This window comes from Nocardia anocheti (assembly GCF_029675105.1).
Taxonomy (GTDB): Bacteria; Actinomycetota; Actinomycetes; order Mycobacteriales; family Mycobacteriaceae; genus Nocardia.
In genome coordinates this window covers 55,729-73,833 of the sequence record NZ_JAQQFV010000003.1, presented here as the reverse complement: position 1 = coordinate 73,833, position 18,105 = coordinate 55,729, and the positions used below count along the sequence as shown (strand labels likewise).

18 protein-coding genes are annotated in these 18,105 nt (G+C 69.7%); 10 read left to right on the top strand and 8 right to left on the bottom strand.

Annotated elements, in window-relative coordinates:
* The first annotated feature begins 27 nt into the window (after positions 1-27).
* Together QC180_RS07915 and QC180_RS07910 are read left to right on the top strand one after the other, a co-directional pair.
* A complete protein-coding gene (locus QC180_RS07915) occupies positions 28-936 on the top strand; it encodes an aminoglycoside phosphotransferase family protein (protein ID WP_278261975.1) in 909 nt (302 codons plus the stop codon).
* A gap of 214 nt (positions 937-1,150) precedes the next feature.
* Complete coding sequence (locus tag QC180_RS07910; protein ID WP_474646405.1) at positions 1,151-2,398, top strand: cytochrome P450; 1,248 nt, start codon at positions 1,151-1,153, stop codon at positions 2,396-2,398.
* A 45-nt stretch (positions 2,399-2,443) separates the two neighbouring features.
* Here the strand turns inward: QC180_RS07910 and QC180_RS07905 are convergent, their stop codons facing one another.
* Together QC180_RS07905 and QC180_RS07900 are read right to left on the bottom strand one after the other, a co-directional pair.
* Complete coding sequence (locus tag QC180_RS07905; protein ID WP_278261974.1) at positions 2,444-3,682, bottom strand: cytochrome P450 family protein; 1,239 nt, start codon at positions 3,680-3,682, stop codon at positions 2,444-2,446.
* A 162-nt stretch (positions 3,683-3,844) separates the two neighbouring features.
* Positions 3,845-5,023: a cytochrome P450 gene (locus tag QC180_RS07900; RefSeq protein WP_278261973.1), complete on the bottom strand. Its 1,179-nt coding sequence runs from the start codon at positions 5,021-5,023 to the stop codon at positions 3,845-3,847.
* Between the two features lie 62 nt (positions 5,024-5,085).
* Between QC180_RS07900 and QC180_RS07895 the strand changes: the two genes are divergently transcribed.
* The gene (locus tag QC180_RS07895; RefSeq protein WP_278261972.1) at positions 5,086-5,898 is read left to right on the top strand and encodes an SAM-dependent methyltransferase; all 813 of its coding nucleotides are present in this window, start codon (positions 5,086-5,088) and stop codon (positions 5,896-5,898) included.
* On the opposite strand, the gene QC180_RS07890 is transcribed toward QC180_RS07895, so the two are convergent.
* Positions 5,895-6,254 carry a DUF779 domain-containing protein gene (locus QC180_RS07890; RefSeq protein WP_278261971.1) on the bottom strand — a complete coding sequence of 120 codons (360 nt, stop codon included), beginning with the start codon at positions 6,252-6,254 and terminating at the stop codon, positions 5,895-5,897. The genes QC180_RS07895 and QC180_RS07890 overlap by 4 nt on opposite strands.
* 548 nt (positions 6,255-6,802) lie before the next feature.
* On the opposite strand from QC180_RS07890, the gene QC180_RS07885 reads away from it, so the two are divergent.
* The 6 genes from QC180_RS07885 to QC180_RS07860 are packed head-to-tail and all read left to right on the top strand — an operon-like array spanning position 6,803 to position 14,774.
* Complete coding sequence (locus QC180_RS07885) at positions 6,803-7,852, top strand: 3-oxoacyl-ACP synthase III family protein (protein ID WP_278261970.1); 1,050 nt, start codon at positions 6,803-6,805, stop codon at positions 7,850-7,852.
* An 8-nt stretch (positions 7,853-7,860) separates the two neighbouring features.
* Entirely contained in the window at positions 7,861-8,757 is an 897-nt protein-coding gene (locus QC180_RS07880) for a beta-ketoacyl-[acyl-carrier-protein] synthase family protein (RefSeq protein WP_278261969.1), read from the top strand.
* Positions 8,754-10,415 carry a fatty acid CoA ligase family protein gene (locus tag QC180_RS07875; RefSeq protein WP_278261968.1) on the top strand — a complete coding sequence of 554 codons (1,662 nt, stop codon included), beginning with the start codon at positions 8,754-8,756 and terminating at the stop codon, positions 10,413-10,415. The genes QC180_RS07880 and QC180_RS07875 overlap by 4 nt, the downstream gene beginning before the upstream one ends.
* Positions 10,412-11,455 (top strand): NAD-dependent epimerase/dehydratase family protein, encoded by a 1,044-nt coding sequence (locus QC180_RS07870; protein ID WP_278261967.1) that lies wholly within the window; start codon positions 10,412-10,414, stop codon positions 11,453-11,455. Before QC180_RS07875 ends, QC180_RS07870 begins: the two co-directional genes overlap by 4 nt.
* Before the next feature lie 26 nt (positions 11,456-11,481).
* On the top strand, positions 11,482-12,678 hold the full coding sequence (locus QC180_RS07865) for a peptide synthetase (RefSeq protein WP_278261966.1): 1,197 nt from the start codon (positions 11,482-11,484) through the stop codon (positions 12,676-12,678).
* Positions 12,675-14,774, top strand: a complete 2,100-nt coding sequence (locus tag QC180_RS07860) for an MMPL family transporter (RefSeq protein WP_278261965.1) — start codon at positions 12,675-12,677, stop codon at positions 14,772-14,774. The genes QC180_RS07865 and QC180_RS07860 overlap by 4 nt, the downstream gene beginning before the upstream one ends.
* Here the strand turns inward: QC180_RS07860 and QC180_RS07855 are convergent.
* The 5 genes from QC180_RS07855 to QC180_RS07835 all read right to left on the bottom strand — a co-directional run bounded on the left by QC180_RS07855 (position 14,736) and on the right by QC180_RS07835 (position 17,485).
* Positions 14,736-15,263: a hypothetical protein gene (locus QC180_RS07855; RefSeq protein ID WP_278261964.1), complete on the bottom strand. Its 528-nt coding sequence runs from the start codon at positions 15,261-15,263 to the stop codon at positions 14,736-14,738. The two genes, QC180_RS07860 and QC180_RS07855, sit on opposite strands and share 39 nt — an antisense overlap.
* Positions 15,264-15,281: 18 nt before the next feature.
* Positions 15,282-15,683 (bottom strand): hypothetical protein, encoded by a 402-nt coding sequence (locus tag QC180_RS07850; protein WP_278261963.1) that lies wholly within the window; start codon positions 15,681-15,683, stop codon positions 15,282-15,284.
* A gap of 12 nt (positions 15,684-15,695) precedes the next feature.
* Entirely contained in the window at positions 15,696-16,028 is a 333-nt protein-coding gene (locus tag QC180_RS07845; protein ID WP_278261962.1) for a plasmid stabilization protein, read from the bottom strand.
* A gap of 70 nt (positions 16,029-16,098) precedes the next feature.
* A complete protein-coding gene (locus QC180_RS07840) occupies positions 16,099-16,950 on the bottom strand; it encodes an RNA polymerase sigma factor SigF (protein ID WP_278261961.1) in 852 nt (283 codons plus the stop codon).
* Between the two features lie 97 nt (positions 16,951-17,047).
* Positions 17,048-17,485, bottom strand: coding sequence for an anti-sigma factor (locus QC180_RS07835; protein ID WP_278261960.1), 438 nt, complete (start codon positions 17,483-17,485; stop codon positions 17,048-17,050).
* Positions 17,486-17,616: 131 nt separating this feature from the next.
* Between QC180_RS07835 and QC180_RS07830 the strand changes: the two genes are divergently transcribed.
* On the top strand, positions 17,617-18,078 hold the full coding sequence (locus QC180_RS07830) for a VOC family protein (protein ID WP_278261959.1): 462 nt from the start codon (positions 17,617-17,619) through the stop codon (positions 18,076-18,078).
* The last annotated feature ends 27 nt before the right edge of the window (positions 18,079-18,105 follow it).

Below are 18,105 nucleotides of genomic sequence, written 5' to 3'. Positions count from 1 at the left end.
GCCGACAGGCAGGGCTACGGTGGATTCGTGATCACGGTCCCCACGGAGTTCGCCGACAAGAAGCAGTACAGCGCAAGCGAATCCGGACGTCGCTGGATCGCCGCCCTCCCGGGGATCGTCGCCGAACTCATGGACCGCTGGTCCTGCGTGCCCGACGGCGCGATCCGCTACGGCGAGGTCGGCCTCGTCGTCCCGGTCCGGCACCGTGACCTCCCGCCCGCCGTCGTCAAGGTGTCGTTCCCGCATCCCGGCAATGTGCACGAGCCCGACGCGTACACCGCCTGGCGGGGCAGCGGCGCCGTCCACCTCTACGCGCGCGCCGACGAACACTTCGCCATGCTGCTGGAACGCGCGCACGACACCCTGGCCACGGTCACCGACGACGACGCGGCCCTCACCATCCAGGGCACCCTGACCCGAACCCTCGCCGTCCCGGCACCGGCCGAACTGCCGCGCCTGGCCGACCGGATGGACGAGTGGGAGAGCGAGATGATCGCCACCGCCGCGCGATTCGGCGACCCCATCCCCCGCCCGGTGTTCGACGCCGCCCTGGCCACCCTCCACGAACTGGGCCGCGATCAGCCCGCCCTGCTCGTGCACGGCGACCTGCACGACGCCAATGTCCTGGCCGGACACCGGGCGCCCTGGCTGGCCATCGACCCCAAGTGCCTAGTCGGCGATCCCGCCTACGACGCGCTCAATGTCATCCGCAGTCCCCGCTTCGCCCCGCTGCTGCTGTCGCCGAACCCGAAACAGCGCCTCCTGCGCTGCATCGACGTCTACAGCGACGCCGCCGAACTCGACCCCGTCCGCGCACGCCGCTGGATCCAGGCCGGATCGGTCAAGGAAGCGCTGTGGGGCCGTGAGCACGGTGATCCCGACTGGCTCGTCCAGGCCACCGAGTGGCTCGCGACGGCGCTGACCGAGGGCCAATAGCGCACGGCGCCATCACTTTTCACTCACCGTGACATTCCTGATACCGTTTCGGCGATGCCGATTCGGTGAGTCATGCAATGGAACATGTTGCAGGACACAAGATTCACTCCGCACGGATCGGTGGCTCCACCGTCTTCACCCCCGTGGCACCACTGCCACGCTGCGCGACGACGCGCGTTGACCATCGTTGCCTCCGACAGGAGTACGTGCTGTGATGCCCCAGACCTCGGCTGCCCCCGCGCAGACCCCGCCGGTGCCGAATTCGCTCAGCGACATGGACCGGGTGCCGCTGTACTCCCCGGAGTTCGCCGCCGATCCGCAGGCGACCTACCGCGAGATGCGCCGCCGCTTCGGCTCGCTCGCCCCGGTCGACCTGGTGCCCGGCGTCCCGGCGACCCTGGTGATCGGCTATCGCACCGCGGTCCAGATCCTCAACGATCCCGACCACTTCCCCGCCGACGCCCGGATGTGGCAGCGCGACATCCCCGCGGACTGCCCCATCCTGCCGATGATGTGCTACCGCCCCAACGCGATTCGCACCTCCGGCCTCGAGCACACCCGCTACCGGCAGGCCACGGTCGCCGGGATCGCCGGAGTCGACCTGTACCGGCTGCACAGCACCGTCGAGCAGATCGCCATGCCGGTGATCAATTCCTTCTGCGCCGACGGCAGCGCGGACCTGTTGAGCCAGTATGCCTACCCGGTCATCTTCGCCACCATCAACGCGATGCTCGGCGTCGGTGAGGAACTGGGCGCGCGGATCGCCACCGGGATGGCCCAGATGTTCGAGGGCGGCGACACCGCGGTGCAGGGCGCGCAGATGCTGGAGGACTCGCTCTACGACCTGGTCCGACAGAAGCAGGCCGAACCCGGCGACGACATCGCCACCCGCCTGGTCCAGCACCCGGCCCGACTCGATGACGAGGAGCTGATGAACCAGCTGCTCACCATCTACGGCGCCGGGATCGAGCCCATGCTGAACCTGATCCTCAACACCGTCCGGCTGATGCTCACCGATCCGCGTTTCGCGGGCAGCCTGCTCGGCGGCAGCCTATCGACCCGCGACGCCCTGGACGAGGTGCTCTACACCGACCCGCCCATGGCCAACTTCTGCACGACCTACCCGCGCCAGCCGATCCTGGTCGACAATGTCTGGCTGCCCGCGCACCAGCCGGTGGTGATCAGCATGGCCGCCTGCAACAACGATCCGGCGATCGGTACCGGCGAGTTCCTGGACAATCGCGCGCACCTGGCGTGGAGCACGGGCCCGCACAGCTGCCCGGCCAAGTCCCCCGCCTATCTGATCGCCCAGGAGGCGATCGACCAGCTGCTCGACGCGCTGCCCGAACTCGAATTGGCCGTTCCCCCCGAGGAATTGGTGTGGCGGCCCGGGCCGTTCCACCGCGCGCTGGCGGGGCTGCCGGTGGTCTTCCCGAAGACGGCCCCGCTGCCGCTGCCGTGAGCACCGTCCGGCCGGGCACACGCCCGGCCGGACAGCTCGCGGGAACTACGCTCCGTCGACGATCACCGGCAGGTGCCGGTGCCCGTTGGAGATGAAGCTGGGCACCGTGCCGAGTTCCTCGACCGGCGCCGCCAGACTCATCTTCGGGAACCGCTCGAACAGCGCGGGCAGCGAGACCAGCGCCTCCAGCCGGGCCAGCGGCGCGCCGAGGCAGTGGTGGGCGCCGTAGCCGAAGGCCATGTGGGACTGGTTGTCCCGGTGCGGGTCGAACTCGTCGGCGGTGGCGCCGTGACGCTGCGGGTCGCGTCCGGCGGCGGCGTATCCGGCCAGGATCGCCTCGCCCTGGGCGATCCGCACGCCGTCGATCTCGATGTCGGACACCGCGTAGCGCAGCGGCAGGTGCGCCACCGGCGATTCGAAGCGCAGCGTCTCCTCGATCACGTCGGGCCAGGTGACCGTGCCCTCGCGCAGGTTCTCCAGCACCTCGGGCCGGGTGAGCAGCACGGTGATGGCCTGGTCGAGCAGGTTCACGGTGGTCTCGTGCCCGGCCGAGATCACCAGCAGCAGCGTGGCGACCAACTCCTCCTCGGTGAGCTGGGCGTCGTCGCCCTCGTCGTCGCGCTGGGCGATGAGCAGGCTGGTCATGTCGTCACCGGGCTGCTCGCGGCGCAGCGCCACCAGTTCGCCGAGGATCCGGTACATCTCCATGTAGTTGGCCTGCGACTCCTCCGGGCTGAGGGTGGTGTCGAAGATGCCGTCGACGCATGTGCGCAGCCCGGGCCCGAGCGATTCCGGCACACCCATCAGCTCGGAGATCACCTGGATGGGCAGCGGGTAGGCGAAATGCTCACGGAGATCGACGGTTTCGCCCGCCGGGACCTCATCGAGGGCGTCGAGCAGCTCGGTGGTGATCCGCTCGACCCGCTCACGCATCGCCTCGGTCCGCCGCGCGGTGAACGCCGGTGCCACCAGGCGACGCAACCGTCGGTGGTCGGCGCCGTAGGCGGTGAACATGTTGGGCACCGCCACCCACAGGTACAGCGGCCAGTCGGCGGGGATCTCCCCCGCGACGAACGGCGGCCAGTGCTGGGCGGCGTTCTTGGACACCCGCGGATCGATGAGCAGCTTCTCCAGCAGCGCCGCGTCGGTGACCGACCACGCGGGCACCCCGCCCGGCAGCTCGATCAGGGTGGCGCGCCCGCGCTCGCGCAACGCCGCGTTCTCGCCTTGGATGTCGTTTCCCGTCGGATCGATTACCCACCGATTCGTCACCGATTCCACCATGAAGCCTCTCGATCACCGGTGTTCCGTGGACCCGTGCGCAGCGGCCGCAGCGAAACATGTTGCTGGACTAGACCTTCCGGTCCGTTCAGCGATGCTACCGCTCCGCCCGAGGCCCTGCAGCGCCTCGGGCGGAACGGCGCGAATCGGTCGTGGAGGCGCCGGTCAGCGCAGCGTGACGGTGGTGGGCAGGGCCGCGAACCCCCGATTGTTGGAGGAGTGGATGCGCACCGCGGCCTCGGTGTCGACCTCGTAATCGGCGACGGCGGCGACGATTTCCTCCAGGGCCACCCGCAGCTCGAGCTGGGCCAGATTCGCCCCGAGGCAGTGGTGCCTGCCGGAGCCGAAGGCCAGCGAGGCGCCGGTGTCGCGGTCGAGATCGAAGGTGTCGGGATCGGCGAACACCGACTCGTCGCGGTGGGCCGAACCGGTGAGCAGCAGGATGCGGGCACCGGCCGGGATCTCGACCCCGTGCAGCTCCAGCGGGGCGGTCGTGGTGCGCAGCTGGGACTGGGTGGCCGGGTCGTAGCGCATGGCCTCGGCGATCCAGTCGTCGACGCGGCCGTCGAAGGCGGCGCGACGCTGGTCGGGATGCGCCGCGGCCGCCGCCCAGGCATTGCCGAGGGTCAGCATGACCGTCTCGATACCGGCGCCGACGAGCAGGATGAGCACGCCGACGATCTCCTCGGGGCTGAGCCGGTCGTCGCCGTCGGCGGCGTCGAGCAGCCCGGAGAGCAGGTCGTCGGTGCGCTGGCGAGCGCGCGCGATCGTCAGCTCGGTGTAGTAGCCGACCAGCGCGCCGATGGCCGCCATGGCCTCCGGCCGCAGATCGGTCGACTCGGCGTCGGTGTACATGATCTCCATACCGAGCTTGCGCACCAGATCGCGATCGGATTCGGGCACGCCGACCAGCTCGGAGATCACCTCGGTGGGGAACGGCCCGGCGAGATCGGCCATCAGGTCGAAGCTGCCCTTGGCCAGGGCGGGGGCCAGGATGCGGCGGGCGATCTCGCGTAGTCGCGGTTCCAGGGCCTGGACCCGCCGCTGGGTGAACGCGCGCACGACCAGCTCGCGCATCCGGGTGTGCTTGGGCGGGTCCATCGCCACGAAGGAGAACAGCTTCTCGGCCTGCGGGCCCCAGAAGGCCGGTTCCATGCGCAGGCCGTTGGCGCTGGAGAAACGCTCGGAATCGCGCAGCGCCGCGCGGACGTCGGCGTGGCGCGACAACGCCCAGAAGTCGTCGGCCTCGTTACGGTAGACGGGGGCCTCGGTACGCAACCTGGCATAGTACGGGTAGGGATCGGCGTGGACGTCGAAGTCATAGGGGCTGAACTGCAGGGGCATGGTCGTGCCTTCTCGAGTCGGGCTGATCCCGACGACGGTAGTCGAGCGAAAGGAAGGGCGCCGTGGACTTCGAATCCGCCGCCGACCGGGTGGACGTCACCAAACCCCACCCGGCCCGCCGGTACGACTACTGGCTCGGTGGCACCGCCAATTTCGAGGCCGACCGCAAGTCCGCCGACGCGGTCGCCAAGGCCTTCCCGTCGATCCACTTCGCCGTGCTGGAGAACCGTCGTTTCCTGCGCCGCGCGGTCGACCACCTCGCGCGTGTCGAGGGCGTGCGTCAGTTCCTCGACATCGGCACCGGCCTGCCCACCGAGGGCAATGTGCACGAGCTGGCCCAGGCGATCGCGCCCGCGGCCCGCATCGTCTACGTCGACAACGACCCGATCGTGCTCTACCACGCGCGCGACCTGCTCGACAGCTCCCCGACCGGCGCCACCGCCTACATCGACGCCGACCTGCGTGATCCCGCCTCGATCCTGACCCACCCCGCGCTGACCGGCACCCTGGACCTGGACCAGCCCGTCGCGCTCATGCTGTGCGCGGTGCTGCACTTCCTCACCGACGACGAGCAGGCCTACGCCGTGGTGCGCGAACTGCGCTCGGCGCTGGCGCCGGGCAGCTACCTCACCCTCACCCACGCCACCAACGATCACCTGTCCGCGGAGGACCGCGCCGAGACAGACGCGGCCAATCTGCGCAGCGGCGTGCCCTTCCGCACCCGCTCGACCCCCGAGTTCACCCGCTTCTTCGACGGACTCGACCTGATCGAGCCGGGCATCACCTCGGTGATCGACTGGCGTCCCACCGAGTGGCGCCCGCATCCGCGCCGGGAAGCGGTGTCCATGCTCGGTGGGATGGCCAGGATTCCCTAGGACTCGATCCGCAGGGCGAAACGGAAACCGCAGCTGGTCTCCAGCGACTCGGGGCGGTCGGCCTCGGGCGCGCTGCGCACATCGATGCTCAGGTCGATGTCGTCGATGCCCTCGCGGAACCGGTCGGCCAGCCAGAATTCGGTGTGCCAGGCGGTGCGTCCGGCCAGCGCGTCGCCGGGTTCGGGGCGGAAGTCGGTGCGGCGCACGCAGATCGGGGTGCGTCCGTCGGTGTCGGGGGCCAGGTACAGCACGACGGGGCCGTGCATGGCGGTCATCAGCTGCAGCACGTCGTCGGCGTCCTCGGTGGCCGCGACGGCGCGGTGGCGGTGCTGAACTACCCCGGCGTGGTCAAGCATGGTGCACTCCTTGCAGATTCTCGACGTGTGGTCGGGTTGCCCGACACTATGGGTGGGCAAGGTTGGTCCAGGGTTGGTGCGGATCGAACGTTGCGAAGTTCCGGCCGATTCCGTCCGCCTCGGCTCGGTCGGCCGGACGTTCGGCGCATCGGCGTGTTTCCTCCTACGACAAATCGCGCACGGACATTTCGGCGCGCGAAACAACGGCACCGGACGGGTCGACATATTCACGTGCCGCCCTTTCGTGAGGTCCCTCACGGTAGACCAACCATACCGAGCCCCTCACGTGACACCAAAGTCGTGTGATCGCCGGGTAGCTGAAGCTTTGCCGATGCGTCGAAACCCGAATCTTCCTGCGGTGACAGCACCCAACGGTCGATAGCCGAATTTCCGAAACTTCCAGTTACAGATAGCCTGTTCCTGGGTGCGTCACACCTCGAGGACGTCTCGCTTCGTCACCGATCACACGGTTACTCTTCGGTAGCGTTCGATCGCATCGGCGATCAGAATCGCCCCGAGGCACCCTTCCGACGTATTCAGGAGTTCCCGTGTCGCATTCGCGTTTCGAGTCAATCGGCGCTTATCTTCCGTCGAATATCGTGTCGACCGAGGAATTGATTTCGCGTCTGTCCGTGCCGCCGTCGTTCGACCTGGAGAAGATCACCGGAATCAAACAACGGCGGGTCCGCGACACCTCCCCGGAGAACCAGGAGGACTCCTTCGCCCTGGCCATCGCGGCCGCGCGGGACTGCCTGTCCCGATCCCGTTATGCCCCGAACGAACTGGAGGTGATCATCTCCTGTTCGATCACCCGCAGCGACCAGGGCACCCGGATGTACATGGAGCCCTCCTTCGCCTCCAGCATCGCCAAGAACCTCGGTGCCGGGTCCGCGATCACCTTCGACGTGTCCAACGCGTGCGCGGGCATGCTCACCGGTACCTACCTGCTGGACCGGATGATCCGCTCCGGGGTGGTCCGCAACGGCATGGTGGTCAGCGGTGAGTCCATCACCCCGATCGCCGACACCGCCGTCAACGAGATCTCCGAGAAGTACGACCTGCAGTTCGCCTCGCTGTCGGTGGGCGACTCCGGCTGCGCGGTGATCCTGGACGAGGCCGTCGACGACGCCGACAAGATCCACTACATCGAATTGTTCACCGCCGCCGAGCATTCGCACCTGTGCCTGGGCATGCCCAGCGACAAGTCCTCCGGCGTGGCGCTCTACACCGACAACCGCAAGATGCACAACGAGGCGCGGTTCCTGCTCTGGCCGGACGCGCAGGGCGACTACCTCGACGGGCAGGGCCGCGGCTTCGCCGACGAGGAATTCGACTACATCATCCACCACCAGTTCGGCGCGGCGGCCGTGCCGTACCTGAACGCGGTGGCCGCGCGGGAGTTCGGGGTGCCGATGCCGCCGGACCTCAATGTGATCGAGAAGTACGGAAACACCTCGACCACCTCGCATTTCATCGTGCTGCACGATCAGCTGTCCGACCAGAACATCGCGGCGGGCTCCAAGCTGCTCATGGTTCCGGCCGCCTCCGGTGTCGTCGCCGGGTTCCTGTCCACCACCATCTCCTCCCTGAAGGTCTGAGGTTCGTCATGGGCGTACGTATCCGAACCACCGGCACCAGCACCGCCACCGACACCCACAGCGTGGTCGAGCACAGCGGCACCGCCGCTCGGGAAGCCGTGCGGCGCGCGGGAATTCGCACCGACCAGGTCGGTGTGCTGATCAACACCGGCATCTTCCGCGACTCCAACACGGTGGAACCGGCCGTGTCCGCGCTGATCCAGAAGGCCGCGGGCATCGGCCTGGACTACACCAGGGGTGACGCGCGCACCTTCTCCTTCGATCTGATGAACGGCGCGGTCGGCGTGCTCAACGCCGTGCAGGTGGCGGGCTCGATCCTGACCACCGGCAGCACCGAGCACGTGCTGATCGTCGCGGGCGACACCCATCCCTCGCTCACCCGCTCGGCCGCCGACGCCGAATTCCCCTATGCCACCGCCGGTGCCGCGCTGCTGCTCGACAACACCGACGGGCCCGAGGGTTTCGGCCCCGTACACACGGCGACCGCGCCGGGGACGCCCGCCGAGCAGGCCTATGTCGACACCGCCACCATGGGTACCGTCGGCCGCGGCATCATGACCGTCGAGCGCGAGCCCGATTTCGAGGACCGGGTGCTGGCCGTGGCCACCGAGGTGGCCCGCACGGCGCTCGCCGGGAACGACACCGCGCGCGTGGCGCTGATCGCCTCGACGCCGAGCCCGCAGTTCCCCAAGCTGCTCGCCGACGCGCTCGGCCTGGACCAGGACGCGGTCCGGGTGCCCGACCTGTCCGCCGGTGACCCGCACACCGCCACGCTGCCGCTGGCCTACGATCGCGCCGTCACCGAGGGCTCGCTGGCCGGATACACCCACGTGCTGTTCGTCGCCGCTGGTGCCGGTCCCTCGGCCGCGGCCAGCCTCTACCGCCTGCCCGCGGAGACGGTGTGACCACCGCGACCTACTGGGAGACCATCGACGCGTTCCGGCAGTTCGCCGCCGCCCAGCCCGATCGCGCGGCGGTGATCTACCCGGACGGCACCACCCCGGGCGGGCTGCCCGACTACCGGCAGATCACCTACCGCGAACTCGACGAGTGGTCCGACGCCGTCGCCGAACAGCTCGTCGCCTCGGGCGTGGGCAGCGGGACCCGCACCATCGTGCTGGTGCTGCCCAGTCCGGAGCTCTACGCGACCCTGTTCGCGCTGCTCAAGATCGGCGCGGTGCCGGTGGTGATCGACCCGGGCATGGGTGTGCGCCGGATGGTGCACTGCCTGCGGGCGGTCGAGGCCGAGGCCTTCATCGGTATTCCGCCCGCGCACGCGCTGCGGGTGCTGTTCGCGCGCAGTTTCCGGCACGTGCGGACCACGGTCACCGTGGGGCGGCGCTGGTTCTGGGGTGGGCCGACGCTGCGCTCGTGGGGTCGTCGGCCCGCCGGGGTCCTGCCCGCGCGGGTGCCCGCCGCTCCCGACGATCTGCTGATCATCGGGTTCACCACCGGCAGCACCGGCCCGGCCAAGGCGGTCGAGCTGACGCACGGCAATCTCGCCGCGATGGTCGAGCAGGTGCACAGCGCGCGTGGTGGCACTCCGCCGGAGACCTCGCTGATCACGCTGCCGCTGGTCGGTGTGCTCGATCTGCTGCTCGGTTCGCGCTGTGTGCTGCCGCCGCTGATCCCGAGCAAGGTCGGCTCGACCGATCCGGCGCACGTGGTCGACGCGATCGAGCGCTTCGAGGTACGCACCCTGTTCGCCTCCCCCGCGCTGCTGATCCCGCTGCTCGCGCACCTGCGCGCGCGTCCGACGCCGCTGCCCTCGCTGGCCAGCGTGTTCTCCGGCGGTGCGCCGGTGCCGGACTGGTGCGTGGCCGGGCTGCGCGAGGTGCTGCGCCCCGATGCCGAGATCTACGCCGGATACGGGTCCACCGAGGCACTGCCGATGTCGACCATCGAATCGCGCGAGCTGCTCGATGGCCTGGTCGAGCGGGCCCACACCGGTGACGGCACCTGCATCGGCCGCCCGGCCGACCGCGTCGAGGTGCGCTTGCTCGGCATCACCGACGCTCCCGTGCGTACCTGGGACGGAGCCGAACAGCCGTCCGGCCCACGGGAAGTCGGCGAACTGGTGGTCGCCGGGCCGAACGTGAGCACCCGCTACTACTGGCCCGCGCGGGCCAACACCGAGGGCAAGATCGCCGACGGCGACCGGGTCTGGCATCGGACCGGCGATCTGGGCTGGATCGACGAGCAGGGCCGGATCTGGTTCTGCGGGCGCAAGAGTCAGCGGGTGCGCACCGCGCGGGGGCCGATGTTCACCGTGCAGGTCGAGCAGGTCTTCAATGTGGTGCCCGGGGTGGCGCGGACCGCGCTGGTCGGGGTCGGTACGCCCGGCGCCCAGCGGCCCGTGCTCTGTGTCGAGGTCGAGACCGGGGCCGACGCGGCGGCCGTGCTCACCCGATTGCGCACGCGTGCGGTTGATTTCGAGGTGACCACGCCCGTCAAGGATTTCCTGGTGCATCCCCGTTTCCCCGTCGACATCCGGCACAACGCCAAGATCGGCCGGGAGGAACTCGCCCGCTGGGCGACCGAGAAGCTGGAGTCGGGCCGATGAAGATCCTGGTCACCGGAGCCTCCGGGTTCCTCGGCGGCAGCCTGGTGCGCGCGCTGGTCGCCGAGGGCACCCACGAGGTGGCGATCCTGGCGCGGCGCACCAGCGTGCTCGACGATCTCGGCGACGCGCGGGACCGGGTGGAGGTCGTGTACGGCGACCTCACCGACGCGGACTCGCTGGTGCGTGCCGCCGAAGGCCGGGATGTGGTGGTGCACAGTGCCGCCCGTGTCGACGAGCGCGGCACCCGCGACAAGTTCTGGACCGAGAACGTCCGCGCGACCGAACTGCTCCTGGATGCCGCCCGCCGTGGTGGCGCCACCCGGTTCGTGTTCGTCTCCAGCCCCAGCGCGATGATGGACCGCGACGGCGGCGACCAGCTCGACGTCGACGAGTCGCTGCCGTATCCGCGCCGCTACCTCAACTTCTACTCCGAGACCAAGGCCGCCGCCGAACGCGCGGTGCTGGCGGCGAACGCGCCCGGCTTCACCACCGTCGCGCTGCGCCCGCGCGCGATCTGGGGTGCGGGTGACCGGTCGGGGCCGATCGTGCGCCTGCTGGGCCGTACCGCCGAGGGCAAGCTGCCCGACCTGTCCTACGGACGCACGATCGAGGCGTCGCTGTGCCACGTGGACAATGTCGTGCGCGCGTGTGTGCTGGCGGCGACGGTCGAAACCCCTGGCGGCAAGGCGTATTTCGTCGCCGACGCGGAGAAGACCGACGTGTGGGGGTTCCTCGGAGAGGTGGCGCGGCGGCTGGGCTACCAGGCACCGACCCGGCAGCCCAACCCACGGGTGCTGGCCGCGGTGGTCGCGGTCATCGAGGCCGTGTGGCGGATTCCCGCCGTCACCAATCGCTGGTCGCCCCCGCTGTCGCGCTATGCCGTGGCCCTGATGACCCGCAGCGCCACCTACGACACCACTGCCGCGCGCACCGATCTCGGCTACACCCCGGTCGTCGACCGCGACACCGGGCTGGCCGAGTTCCTGCGCTGGCTCGACACCCAGGGCGGCATCGAGACGCTCACCCGCCCCCTGCGCTGACCACGCCCGACCTCCCGAAGGCACTCATGAACGCCCGCACCGTCTTCCGTCGTCCGCTGTCCACCACCGAGCGCATGTACTTCCCCATGCGCGAGCTGGCGCCGCCGTTCCTCATGCAGCTCGTCGTCCCCGGCGAGGGCGATCTCGACCCGCAGCGGCTGCGCGACGCGGTGGCGACGGCCGCCGAGGCCACCCCGGGCGCGCGGCTGATGCGCCAGGGCGACGACTGGGTCGACACCGGCATCGCCCCGGCGGTGCGGGTGGTGCCGGGCCACCAGCTGATGTATCCCGCGCTCGAGGCCGACCCGGTGCTCACCAGCCCGATCGGCCCGACTCCGGAGACGACCGTCGAGGTCCTGTTGCTCACGGGCGCGCCGACCACACTGGTGTTCCGGGTGTTCCACGGGGTGATGGACGGCATGGGCATGGTGCTGTGGGTGACCAATGTGCTGCGCGCGCTGCGCGGGGAAGATCCTGTCGCCCAACCGGATCCGGTGGCCGATCAGGAACTCGTCGACCGGATCGGCGCCCCGGGCAAGCCGACGCCGATGGTGCCGCGCTATCGCAGTGCGGTCGGGCGGGGTCGTCAGCGGCACGGACTGCCCCGGCATCTGCTGCGGCACCGGCGCGTCGAGGTCGCCGGGCCGGGCGCGCTGGCCCGGGTGTGCGCGCTGCTGGCCGCCGAGACCAAGGGCACTTCGCGCATCATGATGCCGGTCGACCTGCGCCGCCACGATCCGGCGCTGCGCTCCACCGCCAATCTGGCCCTGCCGCTGTTCCTCGACCTCGCGCCCGGTCAGGACTGGACCGCGATCAAGGAACAGATCAAGACCGGCCTGGGACAGCGCCGGGAACTGAACCAGCTGGCCAATACCAAGATCACCCTGGTGCCCGACGCGGTGAACCGCGGCGTGCTGCACACCACCAACTGGCTCGGCGCGCGCACCGGCCGGAACCTGGCCTCGGCCACCGTGTCCCACATGGGCCGCTTCACCGGCACGGAGCTGGCCGTGCCCGGCTTCCAGCCGACCGGGTTGTTCGTGCTGCCCCAGCACAGCGTCGCGATGCCGCTGCTGTTCGGGATCACCGAATTCGACGGGCACACCGATCTCACCGTGTCGGCCCGCAACGGCGTCGGCATCGAAGCGCGACTCGAGGCCCTGCTCGACCGGATCGTGGCGATGCTCGACAGCGAACTGCCCGTGCCGGACGCGCACCGGTGACCGCCCTCGCCCGCCTGGTCATCGCCCGGCCGCGCGCGGTGCTGCTCGTGGTCGCGGTGTTCATCGGGTTGTGCGCGGCCTACGGCGCCGCGGTCACCGAGCGACTCAGCGCAGGCGGATTCGCCGACCCACACAGTGAATCCGCGTTCGTGGACCGACTGGTCACCGAACATCTCGGACCGCAGAGTCCCGATGTGGTCGCGCTCTACACCGCGCCAGCGGGCGGCGGCATCGACGATCTCGGCCCGCGCGTCCGCGAGGCCGTCGACCGCATCGACCCCGCGCTGCTGGCCCGCCCGGTCGACAGCTATTGGACCTCGATTCCCCCGCGCGAGAACTTCCTGGTCTCCGAGGACCGGCGCCAAGCCGTGGCCGTGGTGTTCACCGCCGGGGACGACACCGCCCGCATCGCCGCCTACCCCGCCATCGCCGAGGCGCTGCGGGTGCCCGGTGTCGAGGTGCGGATGTCGGGTTACAGCGCGCTCAACACCGAGATCATCGAACGCTCGCAACGCGATCTCATCGTGGCCGAATCGATCTCGCTGCCGCTGACGCTGCTGGTCCTGGTGCTGGTGTTCGGCGGTGTCCTCGCCGGTGCGTTGCCGGTGGTCGTCGGCATGCTCGCGGTGGCCGGTTCGCTGGGCGCGATCCGGCTGCTCACCGAGTTCACCGAGGTCACCACCTTCGCGGTGAACATCGCCTCCCTGCTCGGGCTGGGCATGGCCATCGACTACGGGCTGTTCCTGGTCAACCGGTTCCGCGAGGAGTACGCCGAGAGCGACGACATCCACGCCGCCATCACCCGCACCTACGCGACCGCCGGGCGCACGGTCGGCTTCTCGGCCCTGCTGCTCATGTGCGCGTTCGCGGGCACCTTCGTCTTCCCGCAGGCGGTGCTGCGTTCCCTCGGCATCGGCGCGGTCGCCGCCGTAGCGCTGGCGGCGGGCCTGTCGCTGACGGTCCTGCCCGCGCTGCTGGTGCTCTTCGGCGCCCGGATCGGGCGGGCCAAGTCCACCGCCAGGACCGAACGGTTCTGGGCACGGGTGGTCGAGGCCGTGCTGCGCCGACCGGGCACGGTGACGATCGCGGTCGGAGCGATCCTGCTCCTACTCGCCGCACCGCTGACCGGTATCCGGCTCAGTGAGGTCGACCAGCGCGCCCTGCCCGCGAACAGCGAGATGCGCGCCACCGCAGAAGAACTCACCACGAAGTTCCCCGCCGCCGCGAGCGGGGCGACCGTCCTGCTGCGCGGGACCGACGGCATCCCGCCGCAATCGGCGGCCGTCTCCGGTGCGCTGGCCTCGGTCGAGGCCGTACCAGGTGTCCGCGAGGTCCTGCAGGTCGGCCGCGACGACGATTTCGTCGTCCTGCACGCCTTCCTCACCGACGCCGACCGCAGCGACGCGGCCACCGACACCGTGCGGGCGCTGCGGGCACTGGAACCGCCGCCGGACACGGAGTTCCGGGTCGGTGGCGACACCGCCGCCACCCTCGACACCGTCGATGCCACGGTCGAGCGCCTACCGCTCATGATCGCGGTGATGGTGCTGGCCACGCTCGTCCTGTTGACGACGGCGTTCCGTTCGATCATGTTGCCGCTCAAGGCCGTCGCCATGGCCTTCCTCAGCCTCGGCGCCAGCTTCGGCGTGCTGACCTGGATCTTCCTCGACGGTCACTTCGCCGGGGTGCTCGGGATCAGTCCCGGCCCGCTCCCGGCAGGCATGCTGGTGCTGATCATCGCGGTGGTCTTCGGCCTGTCCACCGACTACGAGGTCTTCCTGCTCTCGCGGATGGCCGAGGCGCACCGGGCGGGCGTCGACACCGCCACCGCCGTGCGGGTCGGGACGGTCAAGACCGCTCGGGTCATCACCGCGGCGGCCGTACTGCTCGTGCTGGTCACCGGCGCGTTCGCGTTGTCCCCGCTCACCCCGATGCGCCTGCTCGGCATCGGCATGATCATCGCCCTGATCCTGGACGCGACGCTGGTGCGCATGCTGCTCGTCCCGGCTCTGGTGCAGTTGATGGGCCCGGTGAACTGGTGGCTGCCGGGGCGCCGCTCAGTGGCAGGCCAGGACCGACTCGAACGCGCGCAGTAGCTCGGTGGGAGCGAAGACCTGGGGCTCGGGCGCGTCGGCGCGCGAGACGAGGTAGCGCACGGCGTACTGACTCGGCCGACCCGAGGGTTCCCGGTCGTGGGCCCGCGCGAGCACGCTGGGGCACCGCGCGCACTCGATCCACGGCAGCACCGTCGTGCCGTCCTCGACCGCGGCCCGCACCTCGCTGTCCGGAACCAGGCGCACGGTGGCGGCCTTGTCGGGGTCTTTCGCGCACGCACCGACGCGATGGTGCACCGAGAGCCGTTCGCCCCAGTGCTCGGCGAGCACCTCGATCTCGGCCAGTGTCGCGTCATCGACCGGCACCGCGAGGTCGGCGAGGCGTTCGAGCAGGAACCAGAGCCCGGCCTCCTGCTCGCCGATCTCGCGACTGTCGCGGAAGCTCTCGGCGTCCTGGCGCGAGGGCAACAGTCGTGCCAGCCGCTCCCACAGACGCGCTTCCCACTCCTCGAACCGGCTCCTGTCACCCATGGGGTGCGACTGTACTGATCAGAATCCGGCCAGGGCTGAGGCGAGGTCGTCGGTGCCGAAGGCGGCGATGGCCTGATCGCGCACATCCGGGCAATTCTCGGTGGTCACCGTGTCGATGACCTCCCGATTGCGGGTGACCGCGGCATTGACCGCGCCGTTGCGCAGGGCCCAGTTGTGCACGGTCCCGTTGAACGACACCTTCGCCACCGTGGTCCCCTGCTGCTGCCAGTTGCCGATCTCGGCGCGCATCATGTCGCAGAGCTGAGTGGCGGCCTCGGCGCCGACCTGCGGCGAGTCGGCCGTGGTGGACACGGTCGGGCCCTGCGGATCGGTGCTGGTACCGCACCCGAGCAGCGTCGCCGCGGCCAACGCGGCCAGTCCGGTGGCGACCACCGTGCGCGGATTCGCGGGGACGTTCATGACGTCCCCCGGTCAATCCCGGCCCAGGGCGTGGGCGAGTTCGCTCTTGGTCATCTTCGAGCGGCCCTCGATATTGCGATGCTTGGCCTCTTCGTAGAGCTGGTCACGGGTCAGCCCGCGCGGCCCCTTGCGATGGGCCCGCTGACCACCGCGCTTGCCCGAGGACATATCCGTGCGGGAGAGCTTGCTCGACGTCTTGGCCTCGCCGGACCTGGCGCGTTCCTTGTTGACCGTGCGAGCCGCGATCTCCTCGGCCCGGTCCTCGCCGACGCCGCGGTCCTCCTGCGACTCCTTGATGTGCTCGTACTGCCGTTCGCGCTTGTCGCTCCATGCTTGCTGCGGCATGCTCACACCTCCTGAGCTGGTTCCATCCGTCGTCAGGGCGGCTACCCGCTACGCGCGGGGAGAAACAGCGCTAGGCGGTGAGGTCGACCGGCTCGTGCGGGGCCGGTTCGGCCAGCGCCTGCTCGCGCAGCGTGCCCAGGGTGCGCGCGAGGATCCGCGAGATCTGCATCTGGGACACGCCCAGCTCCTCGGCGATCTGGCTCTGGGTCTTGGATTCGTAGAACCGCATGATCAGCACCTGCCGCTGCTCGCCGGAGAGTCCGGCGATCAACGGTCGCACCGCCATCGCGTCCTCGGTGAGCTGGTAGCAGGGCTCGTCGGCCCCCAGGGTGTCGGTGATCGGCTGGGTGGCGTTGTCGCGGCCGTCGTGGGTGATGTCGTCGATGGAGTTGGTCTGGTAGCCGTTGGCGGCGACGAGGGTGCGGGTGACCTCCACGAGGTCGACCTCGAGCTCGTCGGCGAGTTCCTGGGCGGTCGGTACCCGACCCAGGCGCTGGGACAGTTCCTCGGTGGCCGGACCGATCCGCAGTTGCAGTTCCTTGAGCCTGCGCGGGACCCGCACGGCCCAGGTCCGGTCGCGGAAGTGCCTGCGGACCTCGCCCATGATGGTCGGGATGGCGAAGGACAGGAACGACGAACCACGGGTCACGTCGTAGCGGTCGACCGCCAGCACCAGCCCTACCCGGGCCGTCTGCTCCAGATCGTCGAATTGTTCGCCGCGGCCGGTGAATTTCCGCGCGATGTGGTCGGCCAGCGGGAGGCAGCGACCGATGATTTCGGCGCGGACCTCGTCGTGAGCGTGGTCATCGCGCGGTATCTCCCGCAATTTCTCGAACCACGGCTCGATGTTGTCGTAGCTGTCTCCGCGCGAATGGGACCGTCGCGCGGTCGGATGATCGACTGTGTTCGTTTCCCCTGTCATCGCCGGTGTGCCTCGCTTCCCGGACGGTTGCCGAACTCCTGGGTGTCTTCTTCGGGTACCCGACAGGCCGTACGCTAACCCTTTCGCGGCTTCGGCTTCAGGAAACCGCCGAACCTCGCGACCGCCGGATCCACCCGAATTCCACCGTAGCGGGAAATCCGCCGCAGGCCGAGTCGTAATCTCCGTAGTCGGTGCGCAGGGCATCGGTCAGCGTCGCCACCACATGCCAGCCGAAAGCGTCCTCGTCGATCGATCCGGGCGCGCGGGCCACCGTCGTCACGCGGGCGCCGAGCACCCCGTCGCCGCCGGTGAAGGCGCAATCGATGCGGGCGCCGGGCACCGCGGCCAGCACCAGGGCCGTGGCCACTTCGTCCAGGGCCAACAGCAGGTCGGTGACCTCGTCGAGGGCGAAGCCACCCACCAGCAGCACGGTCTCCGCGATCGCGTGCGCCATCGTCAATTGGTCGAGGTCGGCGGGAACCTGGAATCCGACCGTCCACTGCCGGGGTACGGGGTCGCGCTGTTGCTCGTGCACGCCTCCTCCCTTCCCCGGTCACCGGGGAGTACCCGGCGGCCGTCGTCGCTACTCCCGCTGCGCTTACCCCATGGGAGACGCGTCAATCCGGATGATATTCCGACGACGTCGATCGCGCCTAGGGTGGTGCCATGAGCCGTCACGTCCAGATCACGTTCGACGCCCACGACCCCCGCGCGCTCTCCCGCTTCTGGGCCGCCGCGCTCGGCTACGTCCATCCGGCACCGCCGGGAGTGGAACTGCCCGAAGGCGCCGATCCGCTCGCCGCCTGGGACGAATTCCTCACCCGCCTCGGCGTACCCGAAGATCAACACAATTCGAATTCCGCCATCGAAGATCCGGACGAACAGGGCCCTCGGGTGTTCTTCCAGCAGGTACCCGAGGACAAGATCGCGAAGAATCGCGTCCATCTCGATATTCGCGCCGCACCCGGATTGTCGGGCGCCGACCGCATGGCGGCGCTGGAAACAGAAGGCGAACGCCTGGTCGCGTTGGGGGCGACAAGGGTCCGCCGATTCGAGCCGAGTCCACCGATGAGCGCGGGATTCCTGGTGATGGCCGATCCGGAAGGCAACGAATTCTGTCTGGATTGACACCGGAAATCCGATCTCGGCCGCATT